Genomic DNA, 14,964 nt, shown 5'->3' with positions numbered 1-14,964 from the left:
TGTGCTAGAGGCGGTTCTGACTCAGCGTCGGATCCGGCCTTGCGCCGGACGGGCCTGCGGGTCGTAGACGTAGCGCCAGCCCCGCGGGATGCCCAGCCTGGATGTGAAGGCGGCCGGTTCCAGACAATAGACGTGGACCGTGTCAGGACCGTCTCCGTCCGCCGAGGGCACCGGGACCTCGTAGCGCTTCGGGGGGCGGCCGTTGATCCCGGTGAGCACCGGCAGCACGCGGCCGTCGAGCGGCCCCCCGACGAAGAGGCTCTCCTCGCTGCGCATCAGCAGCACCCGTCCGTCGAGTCGCAGCCCGCGAGCGAACGCGGGCCGGGGCCTTGCTCGCCGAGGGTGTCGAACGGGTTGGCCAGCGTGCAGTGGTCCAGCGAGAGGCAGCCGCAGCCGATGCACTCCGTGAGGTGGTCGCGCAGCTGCGTCATCAACTTGATGCGCTGGTCGAGGTCCTCCCGCCAGCACTCCGAGACCTTCGCCCAGTCCTCTCTCGTGGGCGTACGGCCCTCGGGCAGCAGCGCGAGCGCCTCGCGGATCGCGGCCAGCGGCATGCCGAGGCGCTGCGAGGCGCGGATGAAGGCGACGCGGCGCAGGGTGTCGCGGCTGTAGCGGCGCTGGTTGCCGGAGGTGCGGCGGCTGCGGATGAGGCCCTCGCGCTCGTAGTAACGCAGCGCGGAAGTGGCGACTCCGGCCCGCTCGGCGACTTCGCCGACCGTGGCCTCCTTGGCGTGCCAGGGCAGATGAGTGGACATGGAGCCACGATAGAGGTTCTTCAAGCGGTGTTTAAGTTCGAGTTCCGGATTTCCGCCGCGACGGGTCGTGCGGACCTGCGGACCGGGTCGGGTGCCTCAGAGTCCGCCGGGTGCCTCCAGCAGGTGCCCCTTGTCGCCGACGACGGGCAGCATCCGCCGCGCCAGCTCGCCGACGGGGCCGTCGCCCTCCTCCAGGTCCAGCGCGTGCCGGACGATGCGGGCGGTCTCGGCGTCCCTCGTCGCCGACGCCATCAGCAGGGCGACGAAGTGGTCGAGCAGCCAGTCGCGCAGCTCGGTGACCGGCGGCTGCTTCTCCTCGTCCAGCCACATCAGCGAGGCGGCCTCGACCACCGTGATCCAGGTGCTGACGGTCATGCGCAGCCGCGAGCCCGCCTCGCCGGGCTCGAAGCCGAGATGGAAGAGGATCTGGTCGGCCGCGGCCCGGCGCACCTCGTCGACGATCGCGTGCGTACGCGACGTCTGTACGACGCTGCCGCCCTGGAGGAGCGCCATGAAGCCGGCGTCGTGCTCGTCGACGAAGGCCAGATAGCGCTCCAGCGCGCGGACCAGCCGCCGCGTCAGCGGTCCGGTCTGCGGCTCGGCGAAGCACTGCTCCAGCTCGTCGGCGGCGCTGCGCAGCGCCGCCTCGTACAACTGCTGCTTCCCGCCCGGGAAGTAGCGGTAGACCAGCGGGCGCGAGACGCCGGCGCCGGCCGCCACGTCGTCGATGGAGACCTCCTCCGGCGGGTGGTGGGCGAAGAGGCCGAGCGCGGTGCCGATCAGCTGCGTACGCCGTTCGTCCACGCTCAGCCTGCGATACGCCGGGGCCGTGCCGCTGCTGCTCATGCCTTGAGCGTAACCGGCAGGTCCCGGCACCGGGCGCCCCGGCCGCTACCTCGGCAGGAGACCCGAGCTGACCCACAGCTTCCGGCCGATACCGCGCATCACGCCGATCTCGTCCAGGAAGTCCGTGAGCCGCCGGGCGCCGGTCTGCATCACGTCGCGGCGGTGGCCGCTGGCCTTCACCTGGGCCATGGCCTCGCGCTTGTCCAGGCCCACGTTCGTATAGACCTCGGGGTTGATGAAGGAGATGGAGAAGACGCGGGCGGCCTCTCCCGAGCTGATGCGGGTGAACTCCGCTTCCCAGCGAGGGCAGTTCACCATCTGGCGGCGCAGCTCCTCACGCGCGTAACGCACGTGGCGCGCCTCCTCCACGACGTGGATGCGGGTGACTCCGCGGATCAGCGGCTGGACCCGCTCGTCGGGGAAGGTCAGCCGCTGCATCCAGTCGAGGATCTCCTCGCCGAGGAGCGTGGCGGTGAACGAGCCGGGCGTCGTGGAGACGGTCTTCAGCAGCCGGGCGAGGTTGTGGTGGATGCGGGAGACGGGGTAGGTGGGCGCTCCGGACTTGGTGATCATGCGGGCGAACATCTTCGAGTGGCGGCACTCGTCCTCGATCTCCGTGAGGGCGTACCGCACATGGCTGCTGGTGAGGGGCTTGTCGTAGATGTGGCGCACCAGGAGCTGCATGAGGATGACCTCGAACCAGATGCCGAGGGAGGCGAGCGAGGCCGCCTCGTGGCGTGCGAGGTCGAGGCGCTGCTCCTCCGGCATCCGCTTCCACAGCGGGGTGTCGTAGAGGGAGACGAGCTCCGGCGGCCAGAACCACTTGCCCTCTTCGAACTCCGCGTCCCAGTCCAGCTCGGTTTCCGGGTCGAACGAGTGCTTCTTCGAGGATTCGAGCAGGCGCTCCGCGACCCGTTCCCTGTCCTTCAGCAGGCCGAGGGCGTCCCGGAGCGGCCGGTTCGGGTTCTCTTCGGTGGTGGCCGTGTCAGGGGTGATCGTCATGCTGCGGCACCTCTTCGTGCGTTACCGGAGTGCTTCCCCTAGGTCTGCGACCTGGGGAGGCCCCAGGCCGTCCTGTCTTATGAGACTGCCTGTCAGTAAGGGAGTCAATCCCCTCGACATACATTGCGCGACTGTTGTTGACCCGGTGGTAACGGCCGTGTGAGCCTGCCAACTGTCTGCCGCAGGGCCCTTGTTGAAGCCGCCGTCGAAGCCGCGGAAGGCCCAGCGACCCCGGAGTCAGGAGGCGTCCATGTCCACCCACGACCTCTATACGAACAGCCCGGGATCCGGTGGCTGGGAGGTTCCCGCCTCGGGGGACGCCCGTTTCAGCTGGGACTACGACGACGGCCGCGACCGCCTCCTCGCCCTCTACCAGAAGGGCAAGGACAAGCAGTGGGACGGGCAGCTGCGCATCGACTGGGACCTGGAGGTCGACCCGAAGGACCCGCTCGGCACCCCCGACGAGGCCATGTCGCTGTACGGCACGTCGTACTGGGACAAGATGAGCGCCGCCGAGCGTGCCGACCTGCGCCAGCACTACGCCTCGTGGCAGTTCAGCCAGTTCCTGCACGGCGAGCAGGGCGCCATGGTCTGCGCGGCGCGCATCGTGGAGTCCGTGCCCGACCTGGACGCGAAGTTCTACTCCGCGACCCAGACCATGGACGAGGCCCGGCACGCGGAGATCTACGGGCGCTTCCTCCACGAGAAGATCGGGATGCTCTACCCGATCAACGACAACCTCCAGTCCCTGCTGGGCGACACCCTCCGCGACTCCCGCTGGGACATGCCGTACCTGGGCATGCAGGTGCTCATCGAGGGCCTGGCGCTCGCCGCGTTCGGCATGATCCGCGACACCACCAACAAGCCGCTGCCCAAGCAGATCCTCGCCTACGTCATGCAGGACGAGGCCCGTCACGTCGCCTTCGGGCGGATGGCGCTGCGCGACTACTACAAGCAGCTCACCGAGGCCGAGCTGCGCGAGCGCGAGGACTTCGTCATCGAGGGCTGCTACCTGATGCGCGACCGGCTCAAGGGCGTGGAGGTGCTGGAGAACTTCGGCGTACCGCGCGAGGAGGCCGAGACCTTCAGCGAGCAGTCGGAGTTCCTGAAGCTCTTCCGGCAGCTCCTCTTCAGCCGCATCGTGCCCTGCGTGCGCGACATCGGGCTGTGGGGCGAGCGGCTACAGCGCGCGTACGTCGACATGGGCGTCTTCGAGATGGGCAACCAGAACCTGGACCTGCTGATGGCACAGGACGAGGAGATCGCCGAGAAGCTGGACGCGGAACGGTTCGCCGCGGAGGAGGCCGAACGTACCGCCGAGGTCGCCGACGCCATCGCCGAGGGCGAGCGGGAGGAAGCGGAGGCCGGCGGTTCCGCGCGCTGACGCTGAGTCGCTGCTGAGTCGCCGGGCGCGGTACGCCGCATAGGCGCTGCTGAGGCGCCGACGTCGCGGGAGGGCCCCGGGTGTGCTGCTGCGCACCCGGGGCCCTCGTGTGTCCGCTGGGCGTGAGGAGCCTCGTGTGCCGGGGCGGCACCAGGGGCCGTCACCGGAAGAGCTGTGCCGAAACACGGCGTACGTGTGGCACGAGACTCCGGCGCGACGTAGTTTGAAGGGGATCGGGAGTAATGAGGATGTAATTACTCTTCGGGTGTTTTGAGCACCATGTGCTTCGGTCAGTAGGCACAGCTGCGGGAGGGCGGTCGGCGCCGCCGCGCTTGATCGCTGTGTCGGCTCCCGTGGGGACCGCGCTACCCGTAGTCCACCGCGCACCGGGAGGCAGCAAGTCATGTCAGCAGTCCGTTTCCGTGCGAAGCACGCACGCCACCCGCATGACGATGCACCCGACACCGCGGCCCACTTCGAGCGCATCACGTCGCTTCCCGACGGGCCGGAGAAGGAGGAGCTGCGCCAGGAGGTCGTACGGGCCTGGATGCCCATGGCCGACCGCCTCGCCCAGCGCTTCCGCAATCGCGGCGAGAACCTGGAGGACCTACAGCAGGTTGCCGCGCTGGGCCTGGTCAAGGCCGTCGCGCGCTACGACCCGGCCCGCGGTTGCGCCTTCGAGAGCTTCGCCGTGCCGACCATCGTCGGAGAGATCAAGCGCCACTTCCGCGACTACATGTGGGATCTGCACGTGCCGCGCCGGGTGCAGGAGCTGCGCAACCGCGTACGTGCGAGCAGCCGTGAGCTGGGCGTGACCCTCGACGACCGTTCGCCCACCGTCGCGCAGATCGCCGAGCACAGCGGCCTGAGCCAGGAGGACGTCGTCATCGGCATGGAGGCGCTGGAGAGCTACAGCGCGCTGTCGCTCGACGCCGAGCTGTCGAAGAACGAGGACGGCTACTCGCTGCTCGACACCCTCGGCGCGACCGAGCCCGGCTTCGACCGCGTGACCTACCGCGAGGCGGTCAAGCCGCAGCTGCGCAATCTGCCGGAGCGCGAGCGGTACATCCTCTACCTGCGGTTCTTCTGTGACATGACGCAGAGCAGCATCGCCGAGCAGCTCGGGATCTCCCAGATGCACGTCTCGCGGCTGATCAGCCGCACGTGCGAGCGCCTGCACCGCGAGGTCGAGGCCGAGGTGGCGGCGCGCGCGCACGAGCCGGCTTCCCAACGGGCCCCGATGACGGTCTGACCGCTCCTCCGGGGCGTCGTCGGGGCTCGCCGGGGTCACCGGGCCCGCTCGCATCCAAGTCGCCAGGGTGCGGGCGGGCCGTTCCGCTGTCTGCGGGCGGGGATCGGATCCGCGAACTCCCTTGTGCGGTCTGCCCGGAGGCCGTCTCCCGCCGCGTTCGTCCGCCGTACGCCGAGCCCTCAGTCGCGGTGTCTCCGGAATCGATTTCAGCATCCTGCGCCGGGTGCCGTATGGAGACTGTATGGAGGTCGGGTACGCCCATTGACGGCCGCAGGGGTGCTTCCTAAGCTCTGCTGAAATCGATTTCTAGAGCTGGTCGGGAGGCGCTGGGGATGGAGAACGGTCACGACGAGGTGGCCGGAAGCGGTGCGCCGCCGCTGCTTTCGATGCGCGGTGTCGCCAAGAGCTTCCCCGGGGTGCGGGCGCTGCGGGACATGCGGCTCGATCTCCGCCACGGCGAGGTGCTCGCGCTCGTCGGCGAGAACGGCGCCGGCAAGTCGACCCTGATGAAGCTGCTTTCGGGCATCCACACGCCGGACGCCGGGGAGTTCGTGCTCGACGGCGAACCGGTGCGCATCACGGGGCCGCGCCACGCGCAGCGGCTCGGCGTCAGCATCATCCACCAGGAGTTCAACCTGATGCCCGACCTCACGGTCGCGCAGAACATCTTCATCGGCCGGGAGCCCCGCGGCCGTCTGCTGCTCGACGAGCGTGCGCTCAACGACCGCGCCCGCGAGCTCATCGAGCGGCTGGAGCTGCCGCTCGACCCGCGGCGTCGGGTGGGCACGCTCACCGTCGCACAGCAGCAGATGGTCGAGATCGCCAAGGCGCTGTCGTACGACGCCAAGGTGCTGATCATGGACGAGCCGACGGCGGCGCTGAACGACGCCGAGGTGCGCGTACTGCACGCGCTGATACGGCGGTTCACCGGCAAGGACGGCAAGGACGGCAAGGACGGCGACGGCCAGGGCGGCGGCGGAAACGGCGGCGGAAACGGCGGCGGTACGGCCGCAGGCACAGGCACAGGCACAGGCACCGGGGTCATCTACATCTCCCACCGCATGGAGGAGCTGAAGTCCCTGGCCGACCGCATCACGGTGATCCGCGACGGCGAGTACGTTGACACCCTGCCCGCAGCCGGCACCCCCATGCGCGAGGTCGTATCGCTCATGGTCGGACGTGAACTCGACGGCGGCACGGGCCCGCAGGGCGTGCGCGACGACCGCGAGACGGTCCTCACCGTCGACGGCCTCTCCACCAAGGACCTGCTGAAGGACGTCTCGCTGGAGCTGAAGCGCGGCGAGATCCTCGGCCTTGCCGGGCTCATGGGCGCCGGACGCACCGAACTGGCCCGCGCGCTCGTCGGCGCCGACCCGGTCACCGCCGGGACCGTCACCCTCGACGGCCGTACGGTCCGGATCGGCAACCCCGCGGACGCCGCCCGGCACGGCATCGGCTATCTCTCCGAGGACCGCAAGAACTTCGGTCTGCTGCTGGAGCAGGACGTGGCCACCAACATCGGGATCGGCTCGCTCAAGCAGCGCTTCCAGTCGGCCGGGTTCGTCGACGCCCGTGCGGTGCGGGCCGCCGCCGAGGACTTCATCGGCAGGCTCGGCATCCGTACTCCCTCCGCGGGCCAGACGGTCAAGCACCTCTCCGGCGGCAACCAGCAGAAGGTCGTCATCGCCAAGTGGCTGCTGAAGGACTGCGACATCCTCGTCTTCGACGAGCCGACCCGCGGCATCGACGTCGGCGCCAAGGAGGAGATCCACCGGCTCGTCGACGAACTGGCGCAGCAGGGCAAGTCGTTGATCGTGATCTCCTCCGATCTGCCCGAGGTGCTGCGGATGTCGCACCGCGTCCTCGTGATGTGCGAGGGCCGTGTCACCGGTGAACTCTCCGCGGACGAGGCGACACAGGAGAAGGCCATGCACTACGCGACGCTGCGCACGCCCGCGCCCGGGGAGACGGCGGACGATTCCCGTACGCCCGGGTCCGCGTCCGGGGCGCCCCCGGAACCCCCGGCACCTGAAGACGGCAACGGCAGGCAGGAGATGGTCCGATGACAGCCCCGACAGTCGCCGCGCCGCAGCAGGAGTCCGGCGGCGGCACACCCTCCGGCGGCGGGATGCGCGGCGGAGTGCTGGGCAGGGTCCAGCAACTGCTCGCGTTCGCAAGCCTGATCGCGGTCTTCGTCTTCTTCTCGGTCGCCAGCCCCAACTTCCTCAACTACAGCAACATCACCTCGATGCTGTTCTCGACGGTGGTCATCGGGACGCTGGCGCTCGGCGCGACCTTCGTGATCGTCACCGGCGGCATCGACCTGTCCGTCGGCACGGGCATGGCGCTGTGCGCCGTCATGGGCGGCGTGCTGATCATCGAGGCGGGGCTGCCCGTATGGCTCGGCGTGCTCGGCACGCTGCTGTTCGGCGCGCTGATCGGGCTCGTCAACGGGCTGAACGTCACGGTGCTGAAGCTCCCGCCCTTCATCGCGACGCTGGCGATGATGCTCGTGGCGCAGGGGCTGGCGCTGGTCATCTCCGGCAGCGCGCCCATCTACTTCTCCGAGGAGTCGGGGTACGCGGACATCTCCACCGGCAGCATCGTCCCGGGCGCGGAGTTCCCGAACGCGGTGCTCATCTTCGCGGTGGCGGCCGTGGCCGGCGGTGTCGTGCTCAACAAGACGCTGCTGGGCCGCTACACGTACTCCATCGGCAGCAACGAGGAGGCGACGGCGCTCTCCGGCATCGACGTACGCAAGTGGAAGATCATCGTGTATGTCGTCTCCGGGCTCTTCATCGGCCTCGCCGGGGTACTGATCTCCGCACGCCTCGGCTCGGCGCAGCCCGCCACGGGCATGGGCTACGAACTCCAGGCGATCGCCGCCGTGGTCATCGGCGGCACGTCGCTGTCGGGCGGCAAGGGCTCGATCGTCGGCACGGTCATCGGCGCGCTCATCATCTCCGTGCTCAACAACGGACTTCAGATCACCTCCGTGCCGCAGGAGTGGCAGAACGTCATCCTCGGCTGCGTCATCGTCGCCGCCGTCTACGCCGACAACGCACGCAGGAGCAGGGCGTGAGGCGGCAACGGCGCTTCGTGCAGGGGCGGTTCGAGCACGGGCGGTTCGAGCGCGAGGGGTTCGCGTACCGGCGGTCCGCGTACCGGCGGTTCAAGCGGGCGCGGGGAGCCCTGGCCGCGGTCACGGCCGCGGCGGCCGCGCTCGCGCTCGGCGGGTGCGGTGGCGAGCAGACGGGCGCGGGCGGCGGGAAGCCGTACGTCGCGATCGTCTCCAAGGGCTTCCAGCAGCAGTTCTGGCAGGCGGTCAAGAAGGGTGCGGAGCAGGAGGCGCGCGAGCAGCACGCCACCATCAGCTTCGAGGGGCCCGCCACCGAGGCCGATGTCGAGGCACAGGTGAACATGCTGGCCAACAGCATCGGCAGGAAGCCGGACGCGGTCGGCCTCGCGGCCCTGGACTCCCGTGCCCTGGAGCCGTATCTGAAGAAGGCGCAGCGCAGCGACACCCCGGTCGTCGCCTTCGACTCGGGCGTCGACAGCGACATCCCGGTGACCACGGCCGCGACCGACAACAAGGCCGCCGCGGCGGAGGCCGCACAGCACATGGCCAAGGCCGTCGGCGGCAAGGGCAAGGTGGCGCTGGTCGTGCACAGCCAGACCGCGGGCTCCGGCATCGACCGCCGCGACGGCTTCACTTCGTGGATGAAGGCACACGCACCGGGAGTCGAGCTGCTGCCCGTGCAGTACGGCGGCGGCGACCAGACGAAGTCCGCCGACATCACCAAGGCGATCATCGCCGCGAACCCCGACGTCAAGGGGATATACGGAAGCAACGAGGGTTCCGCGATGGGCGTCATCCAGGGCGTGAAGGAGAGCGGTCGCAAGGACATCGCCACCGTCGGATTCGACTCGGGCCAGGGCCAGATCAACGCGATCAACGAGGGCCGCATGGCCGGCGCGATCACCCAGAACCCCGTCGCCATCGGCCGCCAGGTCGTAAGGGCGTCGGTCGCCGCCATCAAGGGGAAGAAACTGCCCGAGGTCATCAACACCGGCTACTACTGGTACGACCGGCGCAACATCGACGATCCGAGGATCCGTTCGGTGCTCTACCACTGAACCGCGGCCCGCGGCCCGGGACTTGCGCCGCCCGACGGCGGGGCGGGGCGGGGCGGGGCGTGAGTGTGGCTGCGCACCATGTGCCGTCCGGTGAAGGTGGCGGTCCGTCACGTGTGTCGAGTGCGGCGGGTGCTCATAGTCTTCGGGCACTCACCGCACTACCGCACCATCACGCCACGGCCCCACCGCACCACGGCACCACCACGCCAACGCCCTTGCGCACGCAGCACCTTCCTCCTGGAGGCCTCGCCGATGAAACGGGCCAGCAGCGCAGCCCCGCGCACCGCAGCCGCACGCCCGTACCGCCTCGCGACGGTCGCCGCAGTCACCGCGGCACTGCTCTCGTACCCCACGCCCGGCGGTGCCGCGGCTCAGCAGCAGGACGCGGGCCGCGGCTGCGCCCGTACGCACGTGCCACGCGTGCCCGGCGCCGCCCGCCAGAAGGCGGCGTGCCTCGACGAGCTGACGACGGCGGGCACCGTCCGTACGGGACACACCGACCCCGCCGACTGGGCCGGGCTGACGCCTTCGAAGCTGCCCACGCCGAGCGGGGTGCCCGGCGTCCAGATCGACGGCTACTTCCCGGACACCTCCAGCACGAACACCGACAACGGCTGGGCGCACGACGCCCAGTTCGTGCTGCGCCTGCCCGCCCGCTGGAACGGCGGACTGGTCGTCGGCGGCACACCCGGCAACCGCGAGCAGTACGCCAACGACCGCGCCATCGGCGACTGGGCGGTCAAGCGCGGCTACGCCTTCGCCGCCACCGACAAGGGCAACACCGGCGCCGGCTTCCACCGCGACGGACGCACGCCCGGCGACGCCGTCGCCGAGTGGAACCGGCGCCTCACCCAGCTCACGCGTGCCGCCCGTGCGACGGTCGCCGGCCACTACAAGCGCCGGCCCGCACGGACCCTGGTCACCGGAATGTCCAACGGCGGCTATCTCGTGCGCTGGCAGCTGGAGAACCATCCGGAGCTCTACGACGGCGGCGTCGACTGGGAGGGCACGCTGTGGCGGGCGGGCGGCGAGCCGCCGAACCTGCTCACCTTCCTTCCGCCGGCGCTGCGCCACTACCCGGCGTACGAGAAGGGCGGCCCGGGGGCGGCGAAGGCGCGGAAGGCCATGCACGGCGCGGGCTTCCCGCGCGGCTCGGAGTTCCTGTGGCCGTACTTCCACAAGAACTACTGGGACCTCACCCAGCGCGTCTACCGCGAGGAGATGGACCCCGGCTTCGACGGCGCCACCGAGGCGGGCACTCCGTTCTGCACGCCGGGCGTTCCGGACGGCCCGCCGTGCGACGCGGACTACGAGTACGCGCAGCGCCCGGCCGAGGTGCGCCGTGCCGTGGCGAAGACCGGGCTGACCGGCAGGATCGGCAAGCCCCTCATCACGCTGCACGGCACGCTCGACACGCTGCTGCCCATCGGCGAGGACTCCGACGTGTACGCCCGCATGGTGCGCGACGCGGGCCGGGGCGGGCTCTTCCGCTACTACCGCGTCGAGGACGGCAATCACGTCGACTCGCTCGTCGACACCTTCCCCGGCAGGCTGCGGCCCCTCACGCCGTGCCACCGCTCGGCCTTCACCGCGCTGGAGCGCTGGCTCGACGACGGCCGGAAGCCGCCGCGAAGCCACACCGTGTCCAGGCCCGAAGGGGCCCGGCAGAGCGAGCTGTTGCGCAGCTGCCCCCTCGACGGCTGACGCCGGGTACGGGCGGGACGGGACCCGCTCGGGAACGGTGACCGCGTCCGGCGGGACGGGACCGCTCCGGACGGTGACCGCCTGCGGCGGGGCCGCCGTCCGGGTCCCGCGGGTGAGGCGGCGGCGGGGCACCCGGACCCGCACACGCGAGGGGCCCGTGACGTCCGGTGCGTCCGTACGTCACGGGCCCCGTCCGTACGTCACGGGCCCTCGCGGCAGGATGCCGTGCGGCGCGCTCAGTTGCCGGTGAGCATGCCCGTACGCAGCCCGGTCAGCGCGCGGCTGAGCAGCCTGGAGACATGCATCTGGGAGAGTCCGAGCCGCTCGCCGATCTGCGCCTGGGTCAGCTCCTCGCCGAAGCGCAGCTCGATGATCTTCCGGTCGCGTTCGGAGAGTTCGGCGAGCAGGGGCTTGAGGGCGTGGAAGTCCTCGACCAGCTCCATGGCCTCGTCGCACTCTCCCAGCACGTCCGCCAGCGAGGCCTCGCCCTCCTCGTCGTTGACGGTGGCGTCCAGCGAGGAGGAGTTGTAGCCGTTGGCCGCGACCTGGCCCTCGACGATCTCCTCCTCGGTCACGCCGAGATGCTCGGCCAGCTCGCTGACGCGCGGCGAACGCCCCAGCTTCGAGGTGAGCTTGTCGTTGGCGCGCGCCAGGTCCATGCGCATCTCCTGGAGGCGCCGCGGCACCCGCACGTCCCAAGTGGTGTCGCGGAAGAAGCGCTTGATCTCACCGACGACGTAAGGGATCGCGAAGGTGGTGAACTCCACCTCGCGCGAGAGGTCGAAGCGGTCGATCGCCTTGATCAGGCCGATCGTGCCGACCTGGACGATGTCCTCCATGTCGTCGCCGCGCAGCCGGAAGCGGCGCGCGGAATACCGCACGAGCGTCAGGTTGATCTCGATGAGGGTGTTGCGCACGTACTGGTACTCGTGCGTGCCCTCCTCCAGGACCGCGAGCCGGTCGAAGAGCGACTTGGAGAGCTGGCGTGCGTCTTCGGGAGCGAGCTTCTCGGGCTCCTCGATCACGGGCAGCTGTTGCGACGCCCCGTCTGCTCCCCGCCCTTCGAGTACGGACGGCTCGCCGCTGACGGCTTCCTCCGCTGTCGTGACGGTCGGCGTTGCGGATGTCATCGCGTGGACCTGCCCTTCCTTCGGTTGTGAAGACGTCGGGCTGTTCCGCTTACCCCGCTCCACTCCGAACAAGCCTATGAGGGCGAAAAGTTGTCGTCTATCGCCGGGTTTGTCATCTATTGCGGCCTGCCCGATGTGCCGTTTGGCATGAGCAGTGTGTGGCTGGGCAAGCGGATCTGGGACCGGAAGACCTGCCACGCCGGGCGCCGTAAGGCGCGGCGGCAGTGGATCGACTGCGTCCTCGGCAGAGGACGGGAGGTGATGCCTGTGCCCGCGGGTACCAGCCCTAAGGCGACAGGCGACGGGGAACAGGCCGTTCTCCAGATGGACTCGGTGTACACCGATATCGGACAGGCGCGTAAGGCGGTCGAGGAGCATCTGGCGCCCGCCTGCTCATGGGTGGACATGGGTGGCGTGCTCCTGGTGGTGTCCGAACTCGTCACCAACGCCCAGCGCCACGCCCGCGGGCAGTGGCAGCTGCGCGTACAGGCGGAACACGACCGTGTGCGGGTGGAGGTCACCGACACGGTCCCGCTGCCGCCGCGGTGGCGGCCCGGCCGGCTCGACGGCAGCGGCGGATGGGGCCTGTGCATCGCGGAGCAGTGCGCCGACACGCTGGAGGTGCTGACCTCTGCGCGCGGCAAGACCATGCGGGCGCAGTGGCTGCACCCGGGAGGCCCCGGCGCCGCCTTCGTCTGACCGCGCCGCCCCCGCCGAGGGGCACGGCCGGTCGCGTCGGTTCAGCGGCGTACGGAGCGGCGTGTGACAAGGTAAGACGCTGTGACGACCGGTGACGACGCGACGGGTGAGCCCCAGGCACAGGGGCGGCACGACGAGCAGGCTGAAGTGACGGCGGAGGACGGCCGTCCCGTGGTCTCACGCCGGAACGAGCAGGGCGTGGAGGTCGTGGTCCTCGCCGGCGAACTGGACTTCGAGACCGTCCAGGACATCGCCCCGGTGCTCGACGAGGCGCTCGCCGCCAGCCCCGGCCGCCTCGTCGTCGACCTCTCGCGGGTGAGCTTCGCGGACTCCTCCGCGCTCAATCTGCTGTTGCGCACCCACTCCCGCACGCGGCTGTATCTGTGCGGGCCGCTCCAGCCTTTCGTGGAGCGGCTGTTCGACGTCACGGGCCTCTCGGGAGTGCTCAGCCTCCACCCGGGTCTCGACGAAGCGGTACGGGCGGCGGCCGCGCGCGACTGATCGCCGCGGGGGCGCACGGGTCGCGGGCACGTGGACCCGCGGCGTCACCTCCGGCCCCGCCGATCCGAGTGCGTGCACGCCGGTCCGGATCCGAGTGCGTGCACACCGATCCGGGTACCAGCACACCGATCTGAGTACGTGTACTCATGCGCGGGCCCGCCGCGACGGTGAAGGATCGGCCGGACACGCGCGACCGTCACCGGGCCGCCGCTGCCGTCGGGCCCGGACCGTCATCGGGCCCGAACGCCGTGGGGCCCGGCCGTCATCGAAGAAGGGCGAGAATTGCGGGACCGCAGCGCCTGGAGGCGAATTCTGTCGGCGGCGACGGACAACTGGCTGTCGCGCGGCTATTTGGCGGTGTGTGCCGCACTGCTGATCTGGACGGTCGGCGACGCGCTTTTCGCGAATGACGAAGGCCCGTCGTTCGCGGGTGTCTGGCCTATTTTCGCGACGCTTCCGACGAGTCTGCTCGTCGTGCTTCTCGTGGGCGGACTCGGATTCCTGCTGCCTTCCGCGGTGACGCTCCCCATTTTCGTGATCTTGCTGGCGGCGGTCGCTCTGATCAATGCCACATTGCTCGGACTGCTGCTGCGCTGGGCGCGCAAGTCCAGGTCACGACCGTAAGTCCGGTTTGAATCGCGCCACTTGGCGCTCGGGACGTGCCATTCGGAAAGCCACTCGGAAGGCTGCGGTCAGTGGTGCGCGAATTCGCATCCTGACATTCGTCATGCATGCGGACCGCCGCCCCGGAAAATCTTGACGCGTTCACTTCACCGCTCCTAGTGTCCCCGTCGTCGGGCAACGGACCGCCGAATCAGAAGCGGGGACGAAGGCCGTGAGGACCGGATCCTCTTCCGGACGGGCCGCTCCCGGACCGGATCCGGTCCTCCACCGCCCGGCTGACAGCCCGTAAGGGAATTCCGAAGAACCACGGGGAAACACATGAACCGCAAGATGCGCATTGTTCTTCCCATCGTCGCGGGCGCTGCCGTGCTCGGCTCCCTCGCCCCGCTGGCCACGGCCGGCGACGCCCCGGCGGACGCCGGTGCCAAGGCGAGCGCGGCGAAGGCGGACGCCGGCACGAAGGGCGCCATCAGCCGCGACACCGTCATCGCGCGTGCGAAGACCTGGCTGACCGCCGTCGACGGCCACCAGGTGCCGTACAGCCAGAGCAAGACGTTCCAGGGCTACCGCACGGACTGCTCCGGCTACGTGAGCATGGCGCTCAAGTACGGCAAGCCGGGCACGAACACCGTGGGCTTGGCGTCCTCGCAGTTCACCAGCAAGATCAAGGTGTCGCAGCTCCAGAAGGGCGACCTGATCATCGACGCGAACGGCAGCAACACCACCCGTCACGTCGTCATCTTCGAGTCGTGGGCCAACTCCGCCCACAGCAAGTACAACGCCTATGAGCAGCGCGGCAGTTACGGCACCGACCACAGCGTGCGCAGCTACGGCATCGGCAGCGACGAGTACGACGCCTACCGGCCGAAGAAGTACTGACGGCCGGCACCGCGGCAGCGCGACCCCGCGACTGTGCCCTCGTCCCGCGGC

General features: G+C 69.8%; 15 protein-coding genes. 10 read left to right on the top strand and 5 right to left on the bottom strand.

The genetic code is table 11. The features are described 5' to 3' along the window. Window positions 1-21 precede the first annotated feature (21 nt). The 4 genes from HCC61_RS04500 to HCC61_RS04485 form a co-directional block, all read right to left on the bottom strand. Window positions 22-276 carry a hypothetical protein gene (locus HCC61_RS04500; RefSeq protein WP_169133967.1) on the bottom strand — a complete coding sequence of 85 codons (255 nt, stop codon included), beginning with the start codon at window positions 274-276 and terminating at the stop codon, window positions 22-24. Further along, window positions 276-755 carry a redox-sensitive transcriptional activator SoxR gene (gene soxR, locus HCC61_RS04495; RefSeq protein WP_169133966.1) on the bottom strand — a complete coding sequence of 160 codons (480 nt, stop codon included), beginning with the start codon at window positions 753-755 and terminating at the stop codon, window positions 276-278. Before soxR ends, HCC61_RS04500 begins: the two co-directional genes overlap by 1 nt. A 96-nt stretch (window positions 756-851) precedes the next feature. Next, a complete protein-coding gene (locus tag HCC61_RS04490; protein ID WP_169133965.1) occupies window positions 852-1,601 on the bottom strand; it encodes a TetR/AcrR family transcriptional regulator in 750 nt (249 codons plus the stop codon). 45 nt (window positions 1,602-1,646) lie between these two features. Next, a complete protein-coding gene (locus HCC61_RS04485; protein ID WP_169133964.1) occupies window positions 1,647-2,603 on the bottom strand; it encodes a diiron oxygenase in 957 nt (318 codons plus the stop codon). Between the two features lie 250 nt (window positions 2,604-2,853). Here HCC61_RS04485 and HCC61_RS04480 point away from each other — a divergent pair, with 250 nt between their 5' ends. The 6 genes from HCC61_RS04480 to HCC61_RS04455 all read left to right on the top strand — a co-directional run bounded on the left by HCC61_RS04480 (window position 2,854) and on the right by HCC61_RS04455 (window position 11,080). Further along, complete coding sequence (locus HCC61_RS04480) at window positions 2,854-3,987, top strand: ferritin-like domain-containing protein (protein ID WP_169133963.1); 1,134 nt, start codon at window positions 2,854-2,856, stop codon at window positions 3,985-3,987. A gap of 403 nt (window positions 3,988-4,390) precedes the next feature. After that, window positions 4,391-5,239, top strand: coding sequence for a SigB/SigF/SigG family RNA polymerase sigma factor (locus HCC61_RS04475; RefSeq protein WP_169133962.1), 849 nt, complete (start codon window positions 4,391-4,393; stop codon window positions 5,237-5,239). A gap of 332 nt (window positions 5,240-5,571) precedes the next feature. Further along, window positions 5,572-7,305: a sugar ABC transporter ATP-binding protein gene (locus HCC61_RS04470; protein WP_169133961.1), complete on the top strand. Its 1,734-nt coding sequence runs from the start codon at window positions 5,572-5,574 to the stop codon at window positions 7,303-7,305. Next, window positions 7,302-8,321: an ABC transporter permease gene (locus tag HCC61_RS04465; protein ID WP_169133960.1), complete on the top strand. Its 1,020-nt coding sequence runs from the start codon at window positions 7,302-7,304 to the stop codon at window positions 8,319-8,321. The genes HCC61_RS04470 and HCC61_RS04465 overlap by 4 nt, the downstream gene beginning before the upstream one ends. Beyond that, window positions 8,318-9,376 carry an ABC transporter substrate-binding protein gene (locus HCC61_RS04460; protein WP_346777022.1) on the top strand — a complete coding sequence of 353 codons (1,059 nt, stop codon included), beginning with the start codon at window positions 8,318-8,320 and terminating at the stop codon, window positions 9,374-9,376. Before HCC61_RS04465 ends, HCC61_RS04460 begins: the two co-directional genes overlap by 4 nt. A gap of 252 nt (window positions 9,377-9,628) precedes the next feature. Continuing rightward, window positions 9,629-11,080 carry a 3-hydroxybutyrate oligomer hydrolase family protein gene (locus tag HCC61_RS04455; protein ID WP_169133959.1) on the top strand — a complete coding sequence of 484 codons (1,452 nt, stop codon included), beginning with the start codon at window positions 9,629-9,631 and terminating at the stop codon, window positions 11,078-11,080. 236 nt (window positions 11,081-11,316) lie between these two features. Here HCC61_RS04455 and HCC61_RS04450 read toward each other — a convergent pair whose 3' ends face one another. Further along, complete coding sequence (locus tag HCC61_RS04450) at window positions 11,317-12,210, bottom strand: RNA polymerase sigma factor SigF (RefSeq protein WP_169133958.1); 894 nt, start codon at window positions 12,208-12,210, stop codon at window positions 11,317-11,319. A gap of 147 nt (window positions 12,211-12,357) precedes the next feature. Here HCC61_RS04450 and HCC61_RS04445 point away from each other — a divergent pair, with 147 nt between their 5' ends. The 4 genes from HCC61_RS04445 (at window position 12,358) to HCC61_RS04430 (ending at window position 14,913) form a co-directional block, all read left to right on the top strand. After that, window positions 12,358-12,909: an ATP-binding protein gene (locus HCC61_RS04445; protein ID WP_169133957.1), complete on the top strand. Its 552-nt coding sequence runs from the start codon at window positions 12,358-12,360 to the stop codon at window positions 12,907-12,909. 81 nt (window positions 12,910-12,990) lie between these two features. After that, window positions 12,991-13,410 carry an STAS domain-containing protein gene (locus HCC61_RS04440; RefSeq protein WP_169133956.1) on the top strand — a complete coding sequence of 140 codons (420 nt, stop codon included), beginning with the start codon at window positions 12,991-12,993 and terminating at the stop codon, window positions 13,408-13,410. Between the two features lie 282 nt (window positions 13,411-13,692). Further along, entirely contained in the window at window positions 13,693-14,034 is a 342-nt protein-coding gene (locus HCC61_RS04435; RefSeq protein WP_169133955.1) for a hypothetical protein, read from the top strand. Between the two features lie 330 nt (window positions 14,035-14,364). Next, entirely contained in the window at window positions 14,365-14,913 is a 549-nt protein-coding gene (locus HCC61_RS04430; RefSeq protein WP_240968486.1) for an NlpC/P60 family protein, read from the top strand. Window positions 14,914-14,964 lie beyond the last annotated feature (51 nt).

It is taken from the genome of Streptomyces sp. HNM0575, assembly GCF_012726265.1.
In the GTDB taxonomy this organism is placed as follows: Bacteria; Actinomycetota; Actinomycetes; order Streptomycetales; family Streptomycetaceae; genus Streptomyces.
Note: the sequence above shows the minus strand (reverse complement) of the source record. Positions and strands in the feature narration are given on the sequence as shown.